We start from the raw sequence: 21,887 nt of genomic DNA, 5'->3' as shown, positions 1-21,887 counted from the left end.
TCAGCCGAGCTCGGCGAGATCGAGCGCGGCGGGATCGTCGCCGGGGCCGATATGCCGCCGCCACATCCACACCCGCTTCAGCACGCGCCGCTTGCCCGCGCCCTCGGGGTCGTCGGCATAGGCGCCGCGACCATGCAGGTTCACCAGGTTGTTCACGAAGAGGAACTCGCCCGGCATCAGCCGGTAGGAGAAGCCCAGGTCGGCGCGCTGGATCAGCGTGTCGAGCAGGTCCAGCGCCTCGCGCTGGCGCTCGGTCAGCGGCGTGCCGAACAGCGCCATGCCGGGTTCGACCATCACGCGCGCATAGCGCACGCGGATCTCCTCGCCCTTCCCATCGAAGCGCGGCACGGATTCGAAGATCGGCTTGACGATGGTGTTCGGCCCCGCCGGCCAGGTGTGCAGATGCGGCGGCAGGAAGTGGAAGCCCTCATGCAGCAGGGCGACGAGATCGGGGCGCAGGCGCAGCATCTCGTTGTGCACCGTCGCCGCCGAGACCACCCAGCTCTCCCCGCCCGCGATCGCATCCGAGACGCAGAGCAGGCCGATGGCGCAGGGCGAGCGCGGCTCGAGGCAGCCATTGTCTGTATGCGGCCGGCTCTCGCGGGAGGAGGCGCCGATGCGCGTCGGGTCCTTGTTCGCCGCACCGGCATCGGTGACGGTGAAGAGCCGCCGGTCGCGCTGCAGCCCCTGGCGGATCGGCCGGCCGAGATAATTCGCGATGCCCCAGGCGACGATTCCGGCCTCCATGTCGCTGAGCCCGGCGAGGTCGATGCCGCGCAGCACGAAGAAGCCCGGCCCGTCATCGAGCATGGCCCGAAACCGCGCCGCCTGCCGCGCCAGCGAGGGCAGGCGCAGATCCTCCTGCTCCACCGTCTCGAGGTCGAGGCCATTGGCGCGCACATGCGCGAGCGCGGCGCGCAATTCGTCGTTCACGCCCTCGGGCAGGTCGACCAGGTGGCGCGCGCGGTGCGGCTCGATGCTGTCGCGATTCCACAGGCGCGGCGCATCGGTGGCGGGATGGACGGCGGCGATGGCGGGCGGCATCCGGCGCAGCAGCGCGGTCGGCATCATGGCGGCGTTCCCCACGGGGCTTTCTGCTGTCGAAGCCCGCGCGCCACGTTGCCATGCGCGTGCAAGGCGTCAAGACTGTGCCGGGTCGGAGCAGGACGGGACAGATGAGCACATCGGGCGAGACGCGGTTTCCGCATGTGTTCCGCCCGATCGCGCTCGGGCCGCGCGTCGCGCGCAACCGCATCTTCGTGCCCGCCCACACCACCAGCTATGGCGAGGACAACCGCCCTTCCGACCGGCACCTCGCCTATCATCGCGAACGCGCGCGCGGCGGCGCGGCGATGCTGGTCTTCGAGGGGATCCGCGTGCATCGCTCCTCCCTCGGCCGGCGCCAGGGGGTGAACGGCTATGAGCGCGAGGCCATCCCGCATTTCGCGCGCATCGCCAGGGCCGTGCAGGCCGAGGGCGCGCTGCTCTTCGGCCAGGTGATCCATCTCGGCCGGCATATCGACGGCAATTTCACGCGCACGCCCGCCTGGTCGGCCTCTGCCGTGCCCTGGGCGGCCACCGCGCCGCCGCCGCATCCGATGACGGAGGAGGAGATCGGCCTGGTCATCGCCGCCCATGCCGAGGTCGCGCGCAACCTGGTGGAGGCCGGGCTCGATGGCATCGAGCTGACCATGGCGCATGGCCATCTGCTGCAGCAATTCCTCTCGCCCGCCGTCAATCGCCGCACCGATTCCTGGGGCGGGAGCGAGGAGAACCGCCTGCGCCTTGCCGCCGCCTGCCTGGGCGCGGTGCGCAGGGCAGTCGGCGATTCCGTGGCGCTCGGGCTGCGCGTCTCGGCCGATGAGTTCCTCGAGGGCGGCCTCACCCTGCCCGACATGCAGCGCATCGTGGTGAAGCTGGTGGCCGAGGCGCGCGTAGATTTCGTCAATGTCAGCCACAGCGCCTATCACGGCTCCTACACCATCAGCACGCAGATGGCGGATATGGGCTTTGCGCCCGATGCCTTCCATCACCTGCCGCGCGGCATCGCGCAGGCGCTGCGCGCGGCGGGGCAGGCCGTGCCGGTCTTCGCCGTCTGCCGCTTCCGTGGCGTGGCCGAGGCCGAGGCCTTTCTCGCGGAGGGCGATGTCGCGATGGTCGGCATGGCGCGCGCGCACATCGCCGAGCCGGCGCTGGTGCGTCTTGCGGCCACGAATCGCGAGGGTGAGGGCCGGCCCTGCATCGGCTGCAACCAGGGCTGTGCGGGTTTCCTCGCGCTCTCCCTGCCCATCACCTGCCTCAGCAACCCGCGTGCGGGGCGCGAGGAAGCCTGGCCCGAGCCACCGCCGCCCGCCGCCACGCCGCGCCGCGTGCTTGTGGTGGGCGGCGGCCCTGCGGGCATGGAGGCCGCGGCGCTGGCCGCCCGCCGGGGCCATCAGGTGGAACTCTGGGAGGGCAGCGGCACGCTGGGCGGCGCCCTTGCCTGGACCGAGCGCCACGCGCTGCGCGCCGAGGCGGCGGGGCTGCTGGTGGCGCAGCGCGCCGCCCTGCAGCGCGCGGGCGTGACCGTGCGGCTCAACCGGATGGCGGATGCCGAGGCCATCACGGCGCATGGACCCGATCTGGTCGTCCTCGCCACCGGCGCGGATCCGCAGGGCACGCGCTTTGCCGAGGGCGGGGAGGGGCTGACCATGGAACAGGCACTGGCCGATCCCGCCGCCTTGCCGCAGCGGATCGCAGTGCAGGACATGCTCGGCAGCTTCGCGCTGGCCGGCTTCGTCGAGTGGCTGGCGGGGACCGGCCGTGCGGTGACGCTGATCGTGCCCAGCGGCACGCCAGGCTGGCAGGTGAACATCTACTCCTCCTTCGCCTGGCGGGCGCGGCTCAAGGCGAAGGGCGTGCGCATCCTGCCGATGCAGCAGGTGCTGCGCTGGGACGGCGCCGGCACGACCACGCTGCTCGACCTGCCCTCCGGTGAGCGGCGTGAGACCCAGGCCTTCGACGCCATCGTCGCGCCCGCCCATGCGGCGCCGCGCGATGCGCTGGTGGCGGCGCTGACGGCGCAGGGCTGGGGGGATCGGCTGCGGGTGATCGGTGATGCCGCTGCACCGCGCTCGGCGCTCGAGGCCGTCTTCGAGGGGCATGAGGCGGGCCGCGCTATCTAGCTTGGGCGAGTGCGACCGGTCCGCGTTGTGCGCCCGGCTCGCCTTGGCCTATCCTGCTTCCCAACAGGTCAGGATCGGGTCTTGCGGGCGGGAAAGAGAGGCGTTTGCGTCGGGGTGGTCGCGTGTCTCGCCCTTGGCGCTGCGCCGATGGCCCACGCCCAGCACGCCGTGAGCGGCGAGCGGCGCGACGAGGTGGCGGCGCGGCTCGCGGCGCTGCGGGACTCGGTGCGCGTCCAGCGCGGCGGCGTGCTGGGCCTGATGGGCTACAACGTGATCCCGGATGGGTCGGCGAGTGCGTTGCAGCTCAATTCCACCTCCCTCAGCGCCGATGGTGAGACCGACCCGACGCTGACCCTCACGCAGCTCGGATTCGGCTTCACCGTCAGCGAATCCTTCCCGCTCTATCTCGAGGCCTATCTCGGCTATGCGCGCTACGATCCGCGCGCGCTGTTCACCGGGGAGGGCGCGCGGCGCTACCCGTTGCGGTGGAACAACATCACCACCACGCTCGGCGTCGGCTATGATTTCCAGATCGCGGAGAATCTCTGGCTGCGGCCGATCGCGAATTTCTCCGCCGGCTACGCAACCTCGGATGCGGGGATGTTCGCCTCCTTCCTGGAATACAGGCGCAACGTCGATTTCGCGCATCTGGACGACGCGCATGTGAATGTCTGGGGCCGCGGCGGTGCGCTGACCCTCGCCTATTACGACTACAAGCCGGAGCGCGAGATCGAGATCGAGCTGCGCTATTCCTACATGTTCCTGGAGACCTTCGGCGACACCATGCCCGCGGCGCGCGGCAATTCCACGGCGCAGTCGCTGGGCCTGTGGGGCCGCTATCGCTGGCCGACCGGGCGCGAGGTGTTCGGCCGCCCGCTGCGCTGGGTGATCGATGTCTCGGGCACGAGCTACCTCGGCGACCAGCGGGAGGCCATCGGCTTCGACTGGTCGGCCAAGGCCGGTGGCGGCATCGAGTTCGACACCGGCCGCTGGGAACTCGGCGCCATGGGGCTCAACATCAACCGCGTGCGGCTGATCGCGCGCTACCTCTTCGCCGACGGCAATGTCTCCGGCTATTCGCTCGGCATCGGCATGAGCTTCTGAGCCCCCTTTGCGGCGGCCGGCGCGATGCGCCAAGCTGCCGGCAGAGGCATCGGCAGAAGGGGGCGCGCATGGGCCGTCAGGTGGTCGAGGGGGTGAAGGCCTGGCAGGCGGAACTCGCCGCCATCCGGCAGGACATCCACGCGCATCCCGAGATGGGGATGGAGGAGCACCGCACCGCCGCCCTCGTCGCGCGGCATCTGCGCGACTGGGGCATCGCCTGCGAGGAGGGCGTGGGCAAGCTCGGCGTGGTGGGCACCATCCAGGGCACGCGGCCGGGGCAGCGGGTGATCGGGCTGCGCGCTGACATGGATGCGCTGCCGATCACCGAAGCCACGGGCCTGCCCTATGCTTCGACCAATCCCGGCGTGATGCATGCCTGCGGGCATGACGGGCACACCACCATGCTGCTCGGCGCGGCGCGCTGGCTGGCGCAGAACCGCGACTTCGCCGGCACGGTGCACCTGATCTTCCAACCCGCCGAGGAAGGGCGCGGCGGCGCGCGGGCGATGCTGGCGGACGGGCTGTTCGAGCGCTTCCCCTGCGATGCCATCTACGGCCTGCACAATGCGCCGCGCCGCGCGGCGGGCACCTTCGCGATCCGGCCCGGCCCGACCATGGCGGCGGCGGACCGCTTCACCGTGGTGTTCCGCGGCACCGGCGGGCATGGCGGCTCGACACCGCATCTCGCTACCGACGTCACCATCGTGCAGGCGCATTTCGTGCTGGCGCTGCAGACCATCATCGGCCGCAACATCGCGGCCAAGGATGCGGCCGTGCTCAGCGTCGGCGCGATCTCGGGCGGCGCGCATAGCGGGGCGAATGTGATGCCCGCGGAGCTGACCATCAGCGGCACGGCGCGCAGCTATACCGAACCCGTGCGCGCGCTGCTGGAGCGGCGCATCGCCGAGCTCGCGCATGGCCTGGCCGCGGCGCATGGCTGCACGGCGGAGGCCGTGTATCACCGGGGCGTGCCCGCCACCGTGAACCATCCGGAACAGACCAAGGTCGCCTATGCCGCCGCCGCCGCGATCGTCGGCGCCGCGGCGGTGGACCCGAACCCGGACCCGAGCACGGGGGCCGAGGATTTCTCGCTGATGCTGGAACAGCGGCCCGGCGCCTTCATGTCGATCGGCGGTGGTGCGCCGGACGGTACCTCGCCCGCGCTGCACACGCCGCTCTTCGACTTCAACGATGCGACGATTCCGCTCGGCGTGGCCTATTGGGTCAGCGTGGTGGAGCAGGAATTGGGCAGCCCGCCCGAATGAATTGCCCATCGCGCAACTCCTGCGCTAGCCTCACCGACTGAACAGGGACAGGCGTCGCAAGCAGGCCGGCAAACGGTCCTCGGCGCCGAGGGATGAAGGGAGATTGAGCATGACCGAGGATGACCTCCGGCAGTTGATCGGCCGCGTGCAGCGCGGCGCGCTCTCGCGGCGCGGCTTCGTGAAGCGCATGGCGGCGGTGGGCTTCACCGCGCCGATGGCGACGCAGCTTCTCGCCCTCGCGGGCGCGGCGCCGGCCGCGGCGCAGAGCGTGCCGGCCTATCGCCCGACGCGGCGCGGCGGCGGCGGGGCGCTGAAGATCCTCTATTGGCAGGCCTCGACGCTGCTGAACCCGCATTTCGCGGCCGGCACGACCAACCAGGATGCCAGCCGCGTCTTCTACGAGCCGCTGGCCGGTTGGGCGGCGGATGGCACGCTGCACCCGATCCTCGCGGCCGAGATCCCGTCGCGCGAGAATGGCGGGCTCAGCGCCGATGGCCGCTCCGTGACCTGGAAGCTCAAGCGCGGCGTGAAATGGCATGACGGCCAGGATTTCTCGGCCGATGACGTGATCTTCAACTGGGAATATGCGCGCAGCCCCGCGGTGGCGACCGTCACCTCCGGCAGTTATCGCGACGTGAACGCGGTGAAGGTGGACGACTACACGGTGCGCGTGGAGTTCGCGCAGCCCTCGCCCTTCTGGGCCGATGCCTTCGTCGGCGCCTCGGGCATGATGATCCCGAAGCATCTCTTCAAGGATTTCGCCGGCGCCAATTCGCGCGACGCGCCGACCAATATCCGCCCCGTCGGCACCGGCCCCTATCGCCTGACGAGCTTCGCGCCGGGTGACACGCTGCGCGGCGAGCTGAACCGCAACTACCACACGGACAACCGCCCCTATTTCGACACGCTCGAGATCAAGGGCGGCGGCGATGCGGTCTCGGCCGCGCGCGCGGTGCTGCAGACGGCCGACTATGACTATGCCTGGAACCTGCAGGTGGAGGACGAGATCCTCAAGCGGCTGGAGGCGGCGGGCCGTGGCAAGGTGAACATCGTCGAGGGCGGCGGCATCGAGTTCGTGCAGCTCAACGCCACCGATCCGCATCGCGAGGTCGAGGGCGAGCGCGCGCATATCAGCACGCAGCACCCGGCCTTCCGCGACCCGGCGGTGCGCCAGGCGATGGCGCTGCTGATCGACCGCAATGCGCTGGAGCAGTTCATCTATGGTCGCGGCGGTCCGGCCACGGCGAATTTCCTCAACAATCCGCCGCGCTTCCGCAGCCCGAACATGCGCTGGGAATTCAGCATCGAGAAGGCGAACCAGATCCTGGACGCGGCCGGATGGGTGCGCGGGCGCGACGGCATCCGCGCGAAGGACGGCGTGCGGCTGCGCTTCATCTACCAGACCTCGGTCAATGCGCCGCGGCAGCGCACCCAGGCGATCTACAAGCAGGCCGCGCAGCGCGCGGGCATCGACCTCGAGCTGAAGTCGGTCACGGCCTCGGTCTTCTTCTCGACCGATGTCGCCAACCCGGACACCTACACGAAGTTCTGGGCCGATGTGCAGATGTACACCACGACGATGCCGCAGGCCGACCCCGAGCGCTTCATGAACCAGTACGTCTCCTGGGAGGTCTCGACCAGGGCCAATTCCTGGCAGGGACGCAACATTGTGCGTTGGCGCAACGATGAATACGACAGCACCTTCCGCGCCGCGCAGGGTGAGCTCGACCCGATCCGCCGCGCGGCGATGTTCATCCGCCTCAACGACCTGATCGTGGGCTCCAACCACGTCATCCCGCTGGTCAGCCGGCCCACGGTCAGCGGCAGCCTGAACAATCTGCGCCATGTGCTGAGCGGGTGGGACACCACGCTCTGGCTGCTCGGCGATTGGTGGCGGGAAACCTGATCACGCCAGCCTGCGCGCGTGACCAACTACCTTCTCCGCCGCCTGCTCATCGCGATCCCGAGCCTGCTCGGGATCAGCGTGATCCTGTTCACGGTGCTGGCCCTGGCACCGGGGGATCCCTTCGAGGAGCTGGCCTCCAACCCCGCCGTCCCGCCCGATGTCCGCGCCGCCCTGCGCGCGAGCCTCGGGCTGGATGACCCGATCCACGAACGCTACATCAGCTGGCTGCTGGCCATGCTGCGCGGTGAGTGGGGCTATTCCTTCGTCAGCCGAATCCCGGTGGATGACCTCATCCTGCAGCGCCTGCCGACGACGCTGCTCATCATCGGCAGTTCGCAGATCCTGGCGCTGTGCATCGCGCTTCCGGTGGGCGTCTATGCGGCGACGCGGCCCTATTCGATCTTCGACCAGATCGCCAATACGCTTGCCTTCATCGGCTTCTCGCTGCCGACCTTCTTCACCGGCCTGCTGCTGATCCTGCTGTTCTCCATCACGCTGGACTGGCTGCCCTTCGTCTATCGCTCGCAGATCGACGCCACGGGCTGGCGCTGGTGGTGGGAGCAGTTCCGCCAGTCGATCATGCCGGTCGCCGTGCTGGGGCTGTTCCAGGGCGCGGCCTGGACGCGCTTCGTGCGCTCCGCCGTGCTCGACGTGATCCGGCTTGACCATGTCACCACCGCGCGCGCCAAGGGCATCCCCGAGGGGCGCGTGACGCGGCTGCACATCGTGCGCAACGCGATGATCCCGGTGGTCACGCTGGTGGCGCTGCAGATGCCGGCCGTCTTCGGCGGCGCCATCGTCACCGAGCAGATCTTCCGCGTGCCGGGCATCGGCAGCCTGCTGATCAGCGCGATCCTGGCAAACGACACGCCGGTGATCATGGCCGTCACCTTCGTCACCGCGACCCTCGTCATCATCTTCAACCTGCTGGCGGACATCCTGTATGGCTGGCTCGATCCCCGCATCAGCTACCGCTAGCCCCGCCGCCGCGCCGCGCCCGCGCATCGGGCCGTGGCAGGAGGCCTGGCGGCGCTTCCGCAAGCACCGGTTGGCGGTGGTGAGCGCGGCCATCCTGCTCACCCTCATCCTCGGCGTGCTGCTGGGCCCGTTGGTCTGGCGCCTGCCGATCGACGAGATCGACTTCACCGCGCGGCTGCAGGGGCCGAGCTGGGAGCATCCGCTCGGCACGGACGATCTCGGGCAGGATCTGCTCGCGCGCATCCTCTATGGCGGGCGCATCTCGCTGGCGGTGGGCTTCACCGCCATGCTGGTGGCGGTCGGGCTCGGCACCTTCATCGGCGCGGTCGCCGGCATGGCGGGCGGCAAGCTCGACGCGGCGCTGATGTGGGTGACGGACCTCTTCCTCTCCCTGCCGCAGCTGCCGCTGCTGCTGCTGATCATCTACCTGTTCCGCGACACGCTGACCGGCGTGGTGGGGCAGGAGCTTGGCGTCTTCATCCTGATCGTCGCGGTGATCGGCGCCTTCAACTGGATGCCGGTCGCGCGCCTGGTGCGCGCGCAATTCTTCTCCCTGCGCGAGAAGGAATTCGTCGAGGCCGCGCGCGCGCTCGGGGCCTCGCGCCTGCGCCTCGTGCTGCGGCACATCCTGCCCAATGCGCTGGGGCCGGTGATCGTCGCCGCCACCATCGATGTCGCGGCCGCGATCATCGCGGAGAGCACGCTCTCCTTCCTCGGCCTCGGCTTTCCGCCGGACATCCCGACCTGGGGGCGCCTGCTGTTCGATGCGAAGGACAATCTCGATTTCGCGCCGCATTGGGCGCTGTTTCCGGGGCTCGCCATCTTCCTCACCGTGCTGAGCATCAACTTCGTCGGCGACGGTCTGCGCGATGCGCTGGATCCGAGGCGCGTCCAGTGAGCGGAGATATTCGCCCTCAAGCGCCGGGCGCGGCGTGCCGCCGCTTGGCTCGCCGCACTGGCGGCGGGCCGCATTCGCGGCCTCGGTCTGCTGCGCAGACCGCCGGGGACGATCCATGACGAAGGACCACCTGCTCGACATCACCAACCTCAAGGTCCACTTCAAGACCGATGACGGCATGGTGCGCGCCGTGGATGGCGTGGACATCGCGGTGGATCGCGGCGAGACGGTGTGCGTCGTCGGCGAATCCGGCTGCGGCAAGACCGTCACCGCCAAGACCATCCTGAAGCTGATCGACATGCCGCCCGGGCGCATCGTCGATGGCAGGATCCTCTGGCAGGGGCGCGACATCGTCCCCCTCGGCCCGGAGGAGATGCGCGGCATCCGCGCCAAGGAGATCGGCTTCATCTTCCAGGAGCCGATGACCTCGCTCAACCCGGTCTACACCGTCGGCGCGCAGATCGCCGAGACCGTGCGCCACCATGAGGGCCTCTCGAAGCGCGCCGCGCTCGACCGCGCGATGGAGATGCTGCGCCTGGTGCAGATCCCCAACCCGCAATCGCGCATCCATGACTATCCGCATCAATTCTCGGGTGGCATGCGCCAGCGCGTGATGATCGCCATGGCGTTGGCCTGCAACCCGAAGCTTGTTATCGCCGATGAACCCACCACTGCGCTCGACGTGACGATCCAGGCGCAGATCCTCGACCTGCTCGAGGATATGAAGCAGCGCCTGGGCATGGCGGTGCTGCTGATCACCCATGCGATGGGCGTGGTGGCGGAGAACGCGCAGCGCGTCATCGTCATGTATGCCGGCAAGGTGGTGGAGGAGGCCGAGGTCGGCGCGCTCTTCGCCACGCCGCGCCATCCCTATACGCAGGGGCTGATCCGCTCGATCCCGCGCATCGATCTCGCCGCCACGCAGCACACGCGGCTGGAGGCGATTCCCGGTACCGTGCCCTCGCTGCTCAACCCGCCGCCCGGCTGCCGCTTCGCCGCGCGCTGCCGCTACGCCATGCCCGCATGCACCGCCGCCGAGCCGCCGCTGCGCGAGGTCGCACCCGGCCACAAGGTGGCCTGCATCCTATGAGGGACGCGCCCCGATGAGCGAACCGCTGCTGCGCGTCGAGAAGCTGGTGAAGCGCTTCGCCGTGAAGGGCGGCGTGCTGCGCCGCACGGTGGGCGAGGTGCATGCCGTGAGCGGCGTCAGCTTCGACCTCGCGGCGGGTGAGACGCTCGGCCTGGTGGGGGAGAGCGGCTGCGGCAAATCCACCACGGGCCGGCTGATCCTGCGGCTGATCGAACCCACTTCCGGCAAGGTCTGGTTCCGCGGGCAGGACGTCACCGCGCTGGACAATGAGCATCTCGGCGCGCTGCGGCGCGACCTGCAGATCATCTTCCAGGACCCCTTCGCCTCGCTCAACCCGCGCATGACGGTGGGCGCGATCATCGCCGAGGCGCTGATCATCCATCGCCTGGCGAAGACCGCGCGCGAGCGCGAGGATCGCGTGGTGGAACTGCTCGAGACCGTCGGCCTCAACGCCGATCAGATGCGCCGCTTCCCGCATGAATTCTCCGGCGGCCAGCGCCAGCGCATCGGCATCGCGCGCGCGCTCGCGGTCTCGCCGAAGCTGATCGTCTGCGATGAGCCGGTCAGCGCGCTCGACGTCTCGATCCAGGCGCAGGTCGTCAACCTGCTCGAGGATCTTCAGGAGAAATTCGGCCTCACCTTCCTGTTCATCGCGCATGATCTTTCCGTCGTCGAGCACATCAGCGATCGCGTCGCGGTGATGTATCTCGGCCGCATCGTGGAGATCACCACGGCGCGCGATCTCTACACCACGCCGCTGCACCCCTATACCGAGGCGCTGCTCTCCGCCGTGCCGATCCCCGACCCGACCGTGAAGCGCAGCCGCATCCGCCTGCAGGGCGACGTGCCGAGCCCGCTCAACCCGCCCAGGGGCTGCCATTTCCACACGCGCTGCCCGATCGCCAAGCCAGACCCCTGCCAGACGACCGCGCCCGAGCTGCGAGAGGCGCGACCCGGGCATTGGGTCGCCTGCCATCTGCGGGATTGAGGCTCAGCCCGCGATCCAGGCCTTCAGCAGCGCGTTGAACACGGCCGGCTTCTCGACATTCGGCAGATGCCGCGCGCCCTCGATGGCATGGAAGCGGCCGTCGGGCACCAGGGCGGCGATGCGCTCGCCCTCCGCCGGCGGCACGGCGTGGTCATCCGCGCCGCAGACGATGCAGGCGCGCACCGCAAGGCCGGGCAGCCGCGCGACATGGCTGAAATCGCTGATCGCCTCGGCGCAGCCGGCATAGCCTTCCGCGTCGGTGGCCGCGATGGTGTCGCGGATCTGTTGCCAGCGCTGCGGATTCGCCGCCTGGAATGCGGGCGTGAGCCAGCGTTCCACCGTCGCCTGCGCGAGAGGTTCCACCGATCCCGCCGCGCGCGCCGCGCGGATGCGCGGGCCCCAGATCTCCGCCGCATTTGGCAGGGATTCCGGCAGCGCGTCGCAGATCATGATCGAGCGCAGCAGGCCCGGATGATCCAGCGCCAGCGCCTGCCCCACCATGCCGCCGAGCGAGAGCCCCGCGTAATGCACCGGCGGCAGGTCGAGCCGGCGCAGCACGAAGGCGATGTCGGCGGCCAGCCCCGCCATGCTGTAGGGGCCGGGCGGGGCGTCGGAGCCGCCATGGCCGCGCAGGTCGATGCGCAGCACGGCGTGGCCGGCTTCCAGCAGCATCGGGATCTGCTCGGCCCACATGCCGCCATCCGCGCCGAGCGCGTGCACGAGGCAGACCACCTCGCGGTCCGCATCGCCGATCAGGTCGCAGGCGATGCGCCGGCCTTCGCAGGGGATCAGCATCTCAATCGATCTGCACGTTGACGGTGCGCACCACTTCGCGCCAGCTCGTGACCTCATCGGCCACGTAGCGCCGCGCCTCTTCCAGGGTGCCGCCGATCGGGTCGAAGCCGTTCGCCGCAAGGCGCGCCTGGAAGGCGGGCAGCGCCATCACGCGTTGCACATCCGCATTGACCTTGGCCTGGATCGCGGCCGGCACCGCGGCGGGGAAGAACATCGCCACCCAGGCCACGTCGATGATCGGCGGGAAGCCGGCCTCCGCCATGGTCGGCACCTCGGGCAGCGCGCTGTTGCGCGTCGCACTCGTCACCGCGAGGCCGCGCGCCTGCCCGCCCTGCACCTGCGCCACGGCGCTGGGCAGCGAGGTCGCGACCATGTCCACAGTGCCGGCGAGCAGCGCGAGCATCGCCGGCCCCGCCCCCGCATAGGGCACGTGCTGCGCATCCACCCCGCCCTCGCGCTTGAACAGCAGCTCGGCCGAGAGATGCGCGGCCACGCCCACGCCGGCCGTGCCGTAGTTCAGCGGCCGGCGCCGGCCAAGCTCCACCAGGTCGCGCAGGCTGCGGGCGGGGCTGTCGGCGCGCACGACGAAGAGGTTGGGCGTGCCGGCGATGACGGCGACGGGCGCGAATTCTTCCGGCCGGTAGCCGGGGTTGCGCATCAGGCTCTGGTTGATGGCGAATGCGCCGGTGGTGACGAGCGCGGTGTAGCCATCCGGCGCCGCGCGCGCGATCTGCTGGGCCGCGACATTGCCGCCCGCGCCGCCGCGATTCTCCACCACCACGCTCTGCCGCCAGACGGGGCCGAGATGCTCGGCAAGCTGCCGGCCGATGAGGTCCGCGAAACCGCCCGGCGCGAAGGCGACGACCAGGCGCACGGGACGCTCCGGCCAGGCGCCCTGGGCGGTGGCGCTGCGCAGCGCCGGGGCAGCCAGCGCCGCGCCCAGCAGGATCCGTCGTGTCGTCATGGTCTTTCCCCCGATTGCGGGCCGCACGCTACACAGCGCCCCCCGCCGCGCCAATCCGCGGCCCGGGCGGACTCTGACAAATCTGTCATGGAGCCTCCCGGGTGGCTCCAGCATCCGCGCGCGATGGTCCGGCCACAGCGCCGGGCCTTCGCCCCGCGCCGAGATATCGGGAGACCACCATGACCGACACCACCAAGCGCCGCCGCGGCGGCTTCGCGGCCCTGCTGCTGGCCGGCACCGCGCTCAGCGGCCTCGCCTTCTGGCATGGCGCCGATGCGCAGCAGGCGCCTGCCGCCATCACGCCGCCCGCCATCACCCAGCCCGTCCTGCCGATGGCCGGCTTCGCCGATCTCGTGGCGCGGGTGCGCCCGGCGGTCGTCACCATCACCGCGACCGAGCGCACGGCGCCGGGGGCCGAGATGCCCCGTGGCCGCCCCGGCCAGGGGCGCGGTGAGGGCCGTGGCGCGCTCGGCTCGGGCTTTCTTGTCGATGCCAGCGGCCATGTCGTGACCAACAACCATGTCGTGCAGGGCGCGGCGACGCTGAAGGTGAAGCTCGATGACGGGCGCGAATTCACCGCGCGCGTGGTGGGGCGCGACCCGCGCACCGACCTCGCGCTGCTGAAGATCGAGGCCGGCGCGGCGCTGCCGCACCTCACGCTCGGCGACAGCGACCGCGCGCGGCCGGGCGATTGGGTGGTGGCCGTGGGCAACCCCTTCGGCCTGGGCGGCACGGTCACGGCCGGCGTCGTCTCGGCGCGCAGCCGCGACATCGGCGCGGGCCCCTATGACGACTTCATCCAGATCGACGCGCCGATCAACAGCGGCAATTCGGGCGGTCCGCTCTTCGCCACCGATGGCAGCGTGATCGGCGTGAACACCGCGATCTTCTCGCCGAGCGGCGGGTCGGTGGGCATCGGCTTCGCCATCCCCTCCAACATGGTGCGCCAGGTGGTGGCGCAGCTGCAGGCGAATGGGCGCGTGGAGCGCGGCTTCCTCGGCGCCTCGACCCAGCCGGTGACGCCGGCCCTGGCGCAGGCGCTGCGCCTGCCCAAGGCCGAGGGCGCGCTGGTCGGCCAGGTGGAAGCGGACAGCCCCGCCGCCCGTGCGGGCCTGCGCGCCGGCGACGTGGTGACGGCGGTGGACGCCACGCCGGTGACCAACCCGCGCGACCTCGCGCGGGCCATCGGCGATGCGCGGCCGGGCAGCACGGTGAAGCTCGCCCTGCAGCGCGACGGTGCGGCGCAGGATCTCAGCATCACGCTGGCGACCCTGCCGGGCGAGGACGGCCCGCGCAGCGCCAGCGCCACCGAGACGCGCGGCGGCCCGGTGGGCGTGGCCCTGGCCCCGGTGACGGAGGAGCTGCGGCGCAGCCTCAACCTCGCGCCCGACACCAAGGGCGCGGTGATCGCCGATGTCCGGCCCGAGAGCCCGGCGGCCGAGGCGGGGCTGCGGCGCGGCGACGTGATCCTCGGCGTGGCGGGGCGCGACGTGGCGGATGTGCCGCAGGCCGTGGGTGCGATCCGCGAGGCGGTGCGCAACCCGGGTGCCGCGGTGGCGCTGCGCATCCAGCGCGAGGGCCGCAGCGTCTTCGTCGCGGTGCAGATGCCGCAGGCGCAGGGGTGACGTGAGCCGGGGCGGCGCTCGCCATGGCGGGCGCCGCCCCGCGCGCCTACACTCGGCGCATGTCGTTTGTGGATCCGCGCGCGGGCGATCTCGAGGATGATGCGTCGAGCACGGTCCGGCATTCGCTGCTGGGCCATGCGACGCATATGCTGCTCGAGATCAGCCTGCCGAAGCTGCTGCTCGCTGCTGTCCTGTTGCTGGCACTGCCAGCGCTGTTGCTCGGCGCGACACCGAAACTGATCCTCTGGTTCGCCGAGACGGTGTGGCGGCAGGTTTCCGATTTCGGTCGCGTGGTCTCCGTCTCGCTGTTCGTCGCCGTGCTCGGCTTCGTCGCCTGGCGCTGGGGACGACGGATCTTCGCCGCCATCGAGCGCAATTTCTGGGCGCTCAATGCGGGGCTGGTGCAGCCGCTCTACACCGCGCTGCGCGAGTTGGTGCGCATGGTGATCGAGCGGATCGCGCGCGGGAGGGATTTCGCCGCCACGCGGCGCGTCGCCGGGCTGGTGGCGGGCGGCCTGATCGCGCTCGCGGCGGGCAGCATCGCCTGGGCGCTTGGGCCGCTGCCGACGATCAGCATGGGCAGCACCAGCGCGCTCGGCCTCGCCGCCTCGGCGCGCGACGCGCTGGTGAATGGCGGCTGGGCCATCGCGGTCTATCTGATGATCGGCGCGCCCGCATGGTCGATCGCGGAGGCGATGGCCGGCACGCCGGAAGATCTAGCACCAGGCGCCGATGCGGCTGCGGCGCGCTGGCGCGTGGTGCATCTCTCCGACCTGCATCTGGTGGGCGAGACCTATGGCTTCCGCCTGGAATGCGGGCGCGACGGGCCGCGCGGCAATCACCGGCTCGACCGACTCCTCGCGCTGCTCGAGGCCGAGGATGCACGCGCGCGGATCGACTGGATTCTCGTCACCGGCGACATCACCGATGCCGGGCGCAATGCCGAGTTCATCGCCTTCGAGGATCTCCTCGCCGCGCATCCGGCTCTGCGCGACCGCGTGCTGATCCTGCCGGGCAACCACGATGTGAACATCGTCGATCGCGCCAATCCGGCGCGGCTCGAACTGCCCATCGCCCCCGGCGGCGCCTTGCGGCGCCTGCGATTCCTGGCGGCGGCGGCGCGGTTGCAGGGCGCGCGGGTCCTCACCGTGGATCGCGCGCAGGGGCGGCCCGGCCCGACGCTCGAGGGCTTCCTTGCAGAGGGCGGGCGCGGTGCAAGGCTGGCGCGCTTCGCGGATGCGGGCGGGGTGCGCGCGGGTGCGCAGGCGCGGCGCGACTGGGACCTCGCCTTTCCGCAGGTCGTTCCCCCCGCGACGCCGGACGGGCTCGGCGTGATCCTGCTCGATTCCAACGCGGAGACGCATTTCTCCTTCACCAATGCGCTCGGCCTGGTGGGCATGGCGCAGCTGCGCGCGGCGGAGGCGGCGATGCGCGCCTTTCCGGATGCGCACTGGATCGTTGCGCTGCATCACCACCTCGTCGAGTATCCGCGCCCCGGCGCGCCGCTGGCCGAGCGCATCGGCACCGCGCTGGTGAACGGCCATTGGGTGCTGCAGCGCCTGCGCCGCCGCGCGCCGCGGCTGATCGTGATGCATGGGCATCGGCATTATGATTGGATGGGCCGTTGCGGGGGCCTGCGGATCCTCTCCGCGCCCTCGCCGGTGATGGGCGCGCGGGATGACGCGACCCGGCATGTCTGGCTGCACCGCTTCGCGGCCGATCCGCAGGGAGGGCTGAGATTGCTGACACCCCAACGCCTTTCGGTGCTGGGCGCATGACCATCCCGGCGCGCGCCTTCCTGCTGGCCGAGCGGCTGGATGTTCGCGGGCTCGATCGCGCGCGCGCCTCGCCCGCCGGCCCCATGGCGCTGACCATCGCGGGGCCCGGCCATGCCTTCGCCTTCCGCTGGGGCGCGCTGGTGACCATCGGCATGGCGCAGCCCGCGATCGAGGCGCTGGTGATGACGCTGCGCCCGCGCCTGTCGGACCCGCTCGCCACGCCGGTGGAGGAGGATGCGCTGATCCGCGCGCCGGCGGACTCCGATGGGCCGGATACCGGTGGTGCGATCCTGCTGCGCGACCTCGCGCCGCTGCGCCTCGCCATCCTGGCGGAGGCACTGGCCAAGAGCGCGGCGCTCTCACACCAGGAGGCCAGCCTGGCGCGCACGCTGGACCGGCTGGAGCCCATCGTCACGCGGCTCAGCCAGCGCGGGCGGCTCGGCGTGTCCTCCCGGGCGTTGCTGCGCACCATCGGCGAGGCGCTGGCGGCGCGCAGCCGGGCAGCGGGGCGGGTGGATACGGCGGCGAAGTCGGAACTGCTCTGGGACAATCCCGACCTCGCCCCGCTCTACGATTCGCTGGCCGAGGAATGGGAATTGCGGGAGCGCAGCGAGGCGCTGGAAGGCAAGCTCGCGATGATCCACGAGACCTCCCAGACCTTGCTGGCGCTGGTCGAGGCGCGGCAATCCCGCGGCCTCGAGGTCGCGGTGATGCTGCTGATCGCGACCGAGGTCGCGACCACGCTCTACGGCCTGTTCAGGCCTTGAATATCCCCTCAATCGGCGGGCGCGGCCTTCGGCCGCTTGCCTCGCGCCACTAGGCGCGGCGGCCATTCGGCCGCTCGGCCGGCTGAAGCCGGCCGCGTGACCGGCGATCTGCCTGCGCGCGTCAGGCGGGCTTCGCCGCCTGCTGCGCGGCGGAGAGCGCGGCCTGCAGCGCTTCTTCCTTCGTCTCGTCGAAGGAGCTGCGCATCACCGTCCCGCCCGTGCCCGCCATCGCCGCCAGCACCTTGTCCGCCGTCACCTTGCGGATGAGCAGGAAGAGCGCCGCCTTGCCGCTCTCGAGGCTGGAGGCGACCTCCTTCATGAAATTGTCGTTGATGCCGAGATCGGTGAGCTTGCCGCTCAGCGCGCCCGAGGCCGCGCCGATCGCCGCCCCGGCCAGCGGGTTGAGGAAGAGCAGGCCGATCAGCGAGCCCCAGAGCGCGCCCCCCGCGGCGCCGGCGGCGACCGGCTGGAAGACCTGGTTCAGCTTCACCGTGCCATCCTCGCGCTTGATCGCGACCACAGCGTCGCCGAGCTCGATCAGGTATTCGCGCTGCAGGGCGAAGAGGCGCGTGCGGGCTTCCTCGGCCTGGGCTTCGGTGTCGTAGGCGATGACGAGCAGATCGGCCATGTGTCTGGTCCTTGCGTGGATTGGCGTGTCGCGCGGCAGACTACACCCGCGCGGCGCGGGGCGCGACCATGCGGCCGCGTCCCATCATTGTGCCGGGCGGATCACCTCATCCAGCCTGGTGAGGAGGTAGTCGAAGAAGGGATTGGACGAGACGCGGATCAGCGAATCGAGGCTCGTCACCAGCACGCCGCGCTCGCCGCGCAGCGCCGCGGCACCCAGCCGCAGGCCGAAATCATCGGCCGCGTCGGGCAGGTTCCCGTAGAGCCCATCCTGCGGCGGGAAGGGGAGGGCGATGTGGGAGAGCGAGAACACCTCCCGCGGCCAGGCGAGGCCGAGAGGGCGCTCCGTCATCGCCGTGCCGCCGGCCGGCCTGCTGCGTTCCACCGCCTCGGGCGAGTCGGGGCTGGCATTGGTGATGAGCGTCAGGCGGAAGCGCTGCGGCCCGGCGGGTTGCAGCCCGGTGAGGGCGGCCGCAGCCGCGGGGGTCAGCAGCGGGCCGGCCTTCGCGCTGTGGTTGACGTCGAACAACACAAGCTCGCTGCCATTCGCCGGCAGCCGCGCATAAAGCCCGGTGAGGACCGCGCGCGTGCTGACGGTGGCGTCCACTACGGATTGGAAGGTCAGCACCGGCGGCAGGCGCGCGATCTGCCCGCTCGCCGTCAGCGCATCGATTTGCGCCTGCACGGCGGTGGGCAGGCGGTGCGATTGCCGTGCGGCGTTCACCGGGAAGGAATTGTACTTGAACGGATTGAACTCGGGCAGGATGTCGAGCCAGGCGGCCGCCGCGAAGGCGGGCAGCAGGGCGGGCAGGCCGGCGATTCCGGCGAAGCGCGCGAAGGCGGTGACGCCGATCATCGGCGAGAGCAGCACCACGCGATCCGGCCGCGCGAGCCGCGGATCGGCCACGCTGTCCAGCGCGTATTTCAGCGCCAGCGCGCCGCCATTCGAATAGCCCACCAGATGCAGCGGCTGGCCTTCCGGCACCCGCGCGCGCGCCGCGCGCACGGCCAGCCGCACCGCGGCCATCCATTGTTCCCAGGTGACATCGGTCAGCCCCGCCGGCACCGTGCCATGCCCCGGCACGCGCAGCCCGATGGCGAGGAAGCCGGCCTCGCGATAGCGCTGCGCGAGATGGCGCATGGAGAAGGGCGCGTCCGTCAGCCCGTGCACCAGCACCGCCACGCCGCGCGGGGTGCCCTCGGGCTGCAGCACGAAGGAGCGGTTCCAGTCGGTCGCGAAGCGCGGCGTGTGCATCGGGCTGCCCGCGAAGAAGCGGTTCACCGGCGCTTGATCCGCTTGCGGCAATGCCTCGGTCACGTCGCGCCGCACCACGGCGAAGGCGCGCTCCTCGGCGGCCATCCAGCCTGCCCAATCGGCCGCGTCCAGCTCCGCGATGGACAGCTCGGGCGGCACCACCTTGTGCCAGAGGCCGAGCCCCGGGCCGCGCTGCGCCTCGATGGCGCGAACCACGACGATGGCGAGCACCACCAGCGCCAGCGCGCCGCCGATCCATAGCGCGAGGCGTCGCAGCCGGCGCATGGTCACGGGCAGGCCGCGGCGGGGTGGCGAGGGGCGGTCATGCTCAATGCCCCTCGAGCAGGCGGTCGATGTCGAGCGTCGAGCGCTTGCCGAGATCCTTGCCCTGGTCCGCAAGGAACGCCTCGGCGGCGCGCCGGCCCTCGTCGCGCAGCATGGTCAGGAAGGGCCATTCGGCGTTCAGCTTGGAGGAGGCGCCCAGCTCGGTCAGCATCTCGCTGCGCACAAGATGGATGCGCATCTTCGCCCAATGCGCCGTCTCCGCCTTGGTGGGGTCCGCGCCCTTGCGCAGCAGCGCCATCATGTGGAGTTCCTTCAGCAGGACCGCGTTGAAGGAGACCTCGTTCAGCCGGTTGAGGATGTCGCGCGCGCTGCGCGGCGTGCCCGGGCGTTCCACCGGGTTGATGCCGACCAGGATCGTGTCGTCCGATTTACACTCGGCGATGAGGGGCATGATCGTGGGGTTGCCGGCGAAGCCGCCATCCCAATAGGGGTCGCCCTCGATCTCCACCGCCTGGAACATCTGCGGCAGGCAGGCCGAGGCCATCAGCACCTCGGGCGAGATCTCGGCATTGCGGAACACCCGCCCGCGCCCGGTGCGGACATTGGTCGCCGTGATGAACAGCTTGATCGGCGCGCTGGCGAGGCGCGCGAAATCCACCTGTTCGTGCAGGATCTCGGCCAGCGGATTGGTGCCGCCGAAGGGCATGTCATAGGGCGAGAAGAGCCGCGTCATCACATCCATGGCGATGTAGGCGGGCGAATTGTCGAGCGTCCAGCGATCGAGCAGCACGTCGAGCGGGCCGCGCTTGAGCGGGCTCAACGCGGCAGCCTTGGAGACGGCCTGCCAGAAGGCGTCGAGTGCCGCGCGCGCACCCTCGGCCCCGCCGGTCGCATGGCCATGCGCGAGCACGGCGGCGTTCATGGCGCCCGCCGAGGTGCCGGAGATCGCCTCGATCTTCAGCCATTCCTCTTCCAGCAGGCGATCCAGCACGCCCCAGGTGAAGGCGCCATGCGAGCCGCCGCCCTGCAGGCCGAGATCGACCAGCAGGGGCTCCCGCGGGGCGGGGGTGCGCTTGGAGGAAGGGGTACGGGCCACGGGAACCTCTCGTTCAACCTGCTGCGCCAGCCCTCTATGGCAGCGCGCCGCCCACGACAACCAGGCGAATCACCCGCCCTGCCGCCCCGGATCGCGGCCCGAGAGCAGTGTCGCCACCCAGCGGCTGCCCTCGAATTGCTGGCAGAGGGTGAGGGCGGCGATCATCACCGGCACGCCGATGAAGGCCCCCGGAATGCCCCACAGGAAGGCGCCGAAGAACACCGCGAGCAGGACCATGAAGGAAGAAACGGCCAGCCGCGCACCGGCCAGCAGCGGTTCGATGTAGCTGCCCGAGACGGTCTGGATCAGGTTCAGCGATACGAACACGACCAGCGCCACCTGCCAGTCGGCGAATTGCAGGATGGCGAAGATGGTGGGGAAGAGCGTGGCGACCAGCGGCCCGATGAAGGGGATGTAGTTCAGCACGAAGGCGATGATGCCCCACTCGGCCGCAAGGTCGAGCCCCATGAAGCGGGCGAAGCCCCAGACGCAAACGCCCGTGACCACGCTCATCAGCGTGCGCACCAGCATGTAGGTGCGCAGCTTGGCCGAGGTCTCGGCCGCCGCCACCAGCAAGGGCGGGCCGAGCCGCATGCGCGCCATCTGCCGGCCCACCACCTCGACCTCCAGCAGGCCGAGCACCAGGAAGACGATGGTGACGACGGTGAAGCTCAGGATGCCGTGCAGCCGGCCCGTGACCTCCTGCGCGATCACCACCAGCCAGCGCGTGTTGAAATTGTCGGCGAAGACGCCGGCGACAGCGATGCCCTGGCTCTCCAGGAAGGCGAGCTTGGCGGCGTAGAGCGCCTGCAGATGCGCCGAATTCGCCACCACCCACTGCCCCACGCCGCCGAAGGCCCAGGCGATGAGCAGCGCCATGGCCACCAGCGTGACCAGCGCGACCAGCATCGTGACCAGCATGGCGAGGCCCGCGGGCAGGAAGCCGGCCAGGCGGCGCTGCATCGGCCAGACCAGGGCGATGCTGAACAGGGCGAAGGCAATGGGCACGAAGATGGATTGCGCGAAGAACAGCGCCGCCGCCCCCAGGATGGCCGCGCACAGGCCCAGCATCATGCCACACGCTCCCCATCCTGCCCGCGGGCCATTCGACCGCCATCGCAGCTTCCGCCGTGCCCTGGCCCGAGGCGACCCGCCATGCGGTGCCCGGCGGGCCTTTGGGACGCCCGGCGCAGTGCCGGGACGGTTGGTCGAGACCATGGACCCGGCGCGCCGCCGATGCGGATGGTGTCGGGATTCCGGCTCGGCTACAACATTGCAGATGCGGCGTGCGGGCCGGTGCAG

At 70.8% G+C, this 21,887-nt stretch carries 18 protein-coding genes; 11 read left to right on the top strand and 7 right to left on the bottom strand.

Features of this window, described 5'->3' with window-relative positions:
- The gene (locus AC2D9U_RS19090) at positions 1–1,071 is read right to left on the bottom strand and encodes a TauD/TfdA family dioxygenase (RefSeq protein ID WP_484751815.1); all 1,071 of its coding nucleotides are present in this window, start codon (positions 1,069–1,071) and stop codon (positions 1–3) included.
- Between the two features lie 104 nt (positions 1,072–1,175).
- Here AC2D9U_RS19090 and AC2D9U_RS19085 point away from each other — a divergent pair, with 104 nt between their 5' ends.
- The 8 genes from AC2D9U_RS19085 (at position 1,176) to AC2D9U_RS19050 (ending at position 11,393) form a co-directional block, all read left to right on the top strand.
- Positions 1,176–3,164: an oxidoreductase gene (locus AC2D9U_RS19085; protein ID WP_484751813.1), complete on the top strand. Its 1,989-nt coding sequence runs from the start codon at positions 1,176–1,178 to the stop codon at positions 3,162–3,164.
- Positions 3,165–3,311: 147 nt separating this feature from the next.
- On the top strand, positions 3,312–4,268 hold the full coding sequence (locus AC2D9U_RS19080) for a hypothetical protein (RefSeq protein ID WP_484751811.1): 957 nt from the start codon (positions 3,312–3,314) through the stop codon (positions 4,266–4,268).
- Between the two features lie 68 nt (positions 4,269–4,336).
- Positions 4,337–5,533 (top strand): M20 aminoacylase family protein, encoded by a 1,197-nt coding sequence (locus AC2D9U_RS19075; protein ID WP_484751809.1) that lies wholly within the window; start codon positions 4,337–4,339, stop codon positions 5,531–5,533.
- Positions 5,534–5,642: 109 nt separating this feature from the next.
- Positions 5,643–7,439, top strand: a complete 1,797-nt coding sequence (locus AC2D9U_RS19070) for a peptide ABC transporter substrate-binding protein (RefSeq protein WP_484751806.1) — start codon at positions 5,643–5,645, stop codon at positions 7,437–7,439.
- A gap of 18 nt (positions 7,440–7,457) precedes the next feature.
- Positions 7,458–8,417 carry an ABC transporter permease gene (locus AC2D9U_RS19065; RefSeq protein ID WP_484751804.1) on the top strand — a complete coding sequence of 320 codons (960 nt, stop codon included), beginning with the start codon at positions 7,458–7,460 and terminating at the stop codon, positions 8,415–8,417.
- Positions 8,383–9,315, top strand: a complete 933-nt coding sequence (locus AC2D9U_RS19060) for an ABC transporter permease (RefSeq protein ID WP_484751802.1) — start codon at positions 8,383–8,385, stop codon at positions 9,313–9,315. Before AC2D9U_RS19065 ends, AC2D9U_RS19060 begins: the two co-directional genes overlap by 35 nt.
- 115 nt (positions 9,316–9,430) lie before the next feature.
- Positions 9,431–10,405, top strand: coding sequence for an ABC transporter ATP-binding protein (locus AC2D9U_RS19055; protein WP_484751800.1), 975 nt, complete (start codon positions 9,431–9,433; stop codon positions 10,403–10,405).
- 13 nt (positions 10,406–10,418) lie between these two features.
- Positions 10,419–11,393 (top strand): ABC transporter ATP-binding protein, encoded by a 975-nt coding sequence (locus AC2D9U_RS19050; protein WP_484751798.1) that lies wholly within the window; start codon positions 10,419–10,421, stop codon positions 11,391–11,393.
- A gap of 3 nt (positions 11,394–11,396) precedes the next feature.
- Here the strand turns inward: AC2D9U_RS19050 and AC2D9U_RS19045 are convergent, their stop codons facing one another.
- Both AC2D9U_RS19045 and AC2D9U_RS19040 read right to left on the bottom strand, forming a co-directional pair.
- The gene (locus AC2D9U_RS19045; RefSeq protein WP_484751796.1) at positions 11,397–12,188 is read right to left on the bottom strand and encodes an alpha/beta fold hydrolase; all 792 of its coding nucleotides are present in this window, start codon (positions 12,186–12,188) and stop codon (positions 11,397–11,399) included.
- A gap of 1 nt (position 12,189) precedes the next feature.
- On the bottom strand, positions 12,190–13,152 hold the full coding sequence (locus AC2D9U_RS19040) for a tripartite tricarboxylate transporter substrate binding protein (RefSeq protein WP_484751794.1): 963 nt from the start codon (positions 13,150–13,152) through the stop codon (positions 12,190–12,192).
- 179 nt (positions 13,153–13,331) lie between these two features.
- Here AC2D9U_RS19040 and AC2D9U_RS19035 point away from each other — a divergent pair, with 179 nt between their 5' ends.
- From AC2D9U_RS19035 to AC2D9U_RS19025, 3 genes are read left to right on the top strand one after another with little or no spacing between them, the layout of a single operon-like run.
- Complete coding sequence (locus AC2D9U_RS19035; RefSeq protein ID WP_484751792.1) at positions 13,332–14,777, top strand: trypsin-like peptidase domain-containing protein; 1,446 nt, start codon at positions 13,332–13,334, stop codon at positions 14,775–14,777.
- Positions 14,778–14,836: 59 nt separating this feature from the next.
- Positions 14,837–16,555 (top strand): metallophosphoesterase family protein, encoded by a 1,719-nt coding sequence (locus tag AC2D9U_RS19030; RefSeq protein ID WP_484751790.1) that lies wholly within the window; start codon positions 14,837–14,839, stop codon positions 16,553–16,555.
- A complete protein-coding gene (locus AC2D9U_RS19025; protein ID WP_484751788.1) occupies positions 16,552–17,322 on the top strand; it encodes an RMD1 family protein in 771 nt (256 codons plus the stop codon). The genes AC2D9U_RS19030 and AC2D9U_RS19025 overlap by 4 nt, the downstream gene beginning before the upstream one ends.
- A 121-nt stretch (positions 17,323–17,443) precedes the next feature.
- On the opposite strand, the gene AC2D9U_RS19020 is transcribed toward AC2D9U_RS19025, so the two are convergent.
- From AC2D9U_RS19020 to AC2D9U_RS19005, 4 genes are all read right to left on the bottom strand, one after another.
- A complete protein-coding gene (locus tag AC2D9U_RS19020; protein WP_484751787.1) occupies positions 17,444–17,950 on the bottom strand; it encodes a DUF1269 domain-containing protein in 507 nt (168 codons plus the stop codon).
- Between the two features lie 84 nt (positions 17,951–18,034).
- Positions 18,035–19,489 (bottom strand): alpha/beta hydrolase, encoded by a 1,455-nt coding sequence (locus AC2D9U_RS19015; RefSeq protein ID WP_484752086.1) that lies wholly within the window; start codon positions 19,487–19,489, stop codon positions 18,035–18,037.
- A gap of 43 nt (positions 19,490–19,532) precedes the next feature.
- Positions 19,533–20,585, bottom strand: a complete 1,053-nt coding sequence (locus AC2D9U_RS19010; protein ID WP_484751786.1) for a patatin-like phospholipase family protein — start codon at positions 20,583–20,585, stop codon at positions 19,533–19,535.
- A 69-nt stretch (positions 20,586–20,654) separates the two neighbouring features.
- The gene (locus AC2D9U_RS19005; protein ID WP_484751785.1) at positions 20,655–21,659 is read right to left on the bottom strand and encodes an AI-2E family transporter; all 1,005 of its coding nucleotides are present in this window, start codon (positions 21,657–21,659) and stop codon (positions 20,655–20,657) included.
- Positions 21,660–21,887 lie beyond the last annotated feature (228 nt).

It is taken from the genome of Roseomonas sp. TF40, from assembly GCF_057219975.1.
The sequence above is the reverse complement of the archived record's forward strand: the minus strand, read 5'-3'. Positions and strand labels throughout refer to the sequence as shown.

Excerpts from the sequence above, each read along its gene's own strand:
- AC2D9U_RS19005 (WP_484751785.1), bottom strand. The coding sequence starts at position 21,659 with ATGATGCTGGGCCTGTGCGCGGCCATCCTGGGGGCGGCGGCGCTGTTC.
- AC2D9U_RS19030 (WP_484751790.1), top strand. The coding sequence starts at position 14,837 with ATGTCGTTTGTGGATCCGCGCGCGGGCGATCTCGAGGATGATGCGTCG.
- AC2D9U_RS19085 (WP_484751813.1), top strand. The coding sequence starts at position 1,176 with ATGAGCACATCGGGCGAGACGCGGTTTCCGCATGTGTTCCGCCCGATC.
- AC2D9U_RS19070 (WP_484751806.1), top strand. The coding sequence starts at position 5,643 with ATGACCGAGGATGACCTCCGGCAGTTGATCGGCCGCGTGCAGCGCGGC.
- AC2D9U_RS19045 (WP_484751796.1), bottom strand. The coding sequence starts at position 12,188 with ATGCTGATCCCCTGCGAAGGCCGGCGCATCGCCTGCGACCTGATCGGC.
- AC2D9U_RS19055 (WP_484751800.1), top strand. The coding sequence starts at position 9,431 with ATGACGAAGGACCACCTGCTCGACATCACCAACCTCAAGGTCCACTTC.
- AC2D9U_RS19040 (WP_484751794.1), bottom strand. The coding sequence starts at position 13,152 with ATGACGACACGACGGATCCTGCTGGGCGCGGCGCTGGCTGCCCCGGCG.
- AC2D9U_RS19020 (WP_484751787.1), bottom strand. The coding sequence starts at position 17,950 with ATGGCCGATCTGCTCGTCATCGCCTACGACACCGAAGCCCAGGCCGAG.
- AC2D9U_RS19035 (WP_484751792.1), top strand. The coding sequence starts at position 13,332 with ATGACCGACACCACCAAGCGCCGCCGCGGCGGCTTCGCGGCCCTGCTG.
- AC2D9U_RS19015 (WP_484752086.1), bottom strand. The coding sequence starts at position 19,489 with ATGCGCCGGCTGCGACGCCTCGCGCTATGGATCGGCGGCGCGCTGGCG.
- AC2D9U_RS19060 (WP_484751802.1), top strand. The coding sequence starts at position 8,383 with ATGGCTGGCTCGATCCCCGCATCAGCTACCGCTAGCCCCGCCGCCGCG.
- AC2D9U_RS19025 (WP_484751788.1), top strand. The coding sequence starts at position 16,552 with ATGACCATCCCGGCGCGCGCCTTCCTGCTGGCCGAGCGGCTGGATGTT.
- AC2D9U_RS19090 (WP_484751815.1), bottom strand. The coding sequence starts at position 1,071 with ATGATGCCGACCGCGCTGCTGCGCCGGATGCCGCCCGCCATCGCCGCC.
- AC2D9U_RS19080 (WP_484751811.1), top strand. The coding sequence starts at position 3,312 with ATGGCCCACGCCCAGCACGCCGTGAGCGGCGAGCGGCGCGACGAGGTG.
- AC2D9U_RS19050 (WP_484751798.1), top strand. The coding sequence starts at position 10,419 with ATGAGCGAACCGCTGCTGCGCGTCGAGAAGCTGGTGAAGCGCTTCGCC.
- AC2D9U_RS19075 (WP_484751809.1), top strand. The coding sequence starts at position 4,337 with ATGGGCCGTCAGGTGGTCGAGGGGGTGAAGGCCTGGCAGGCGGAACTC.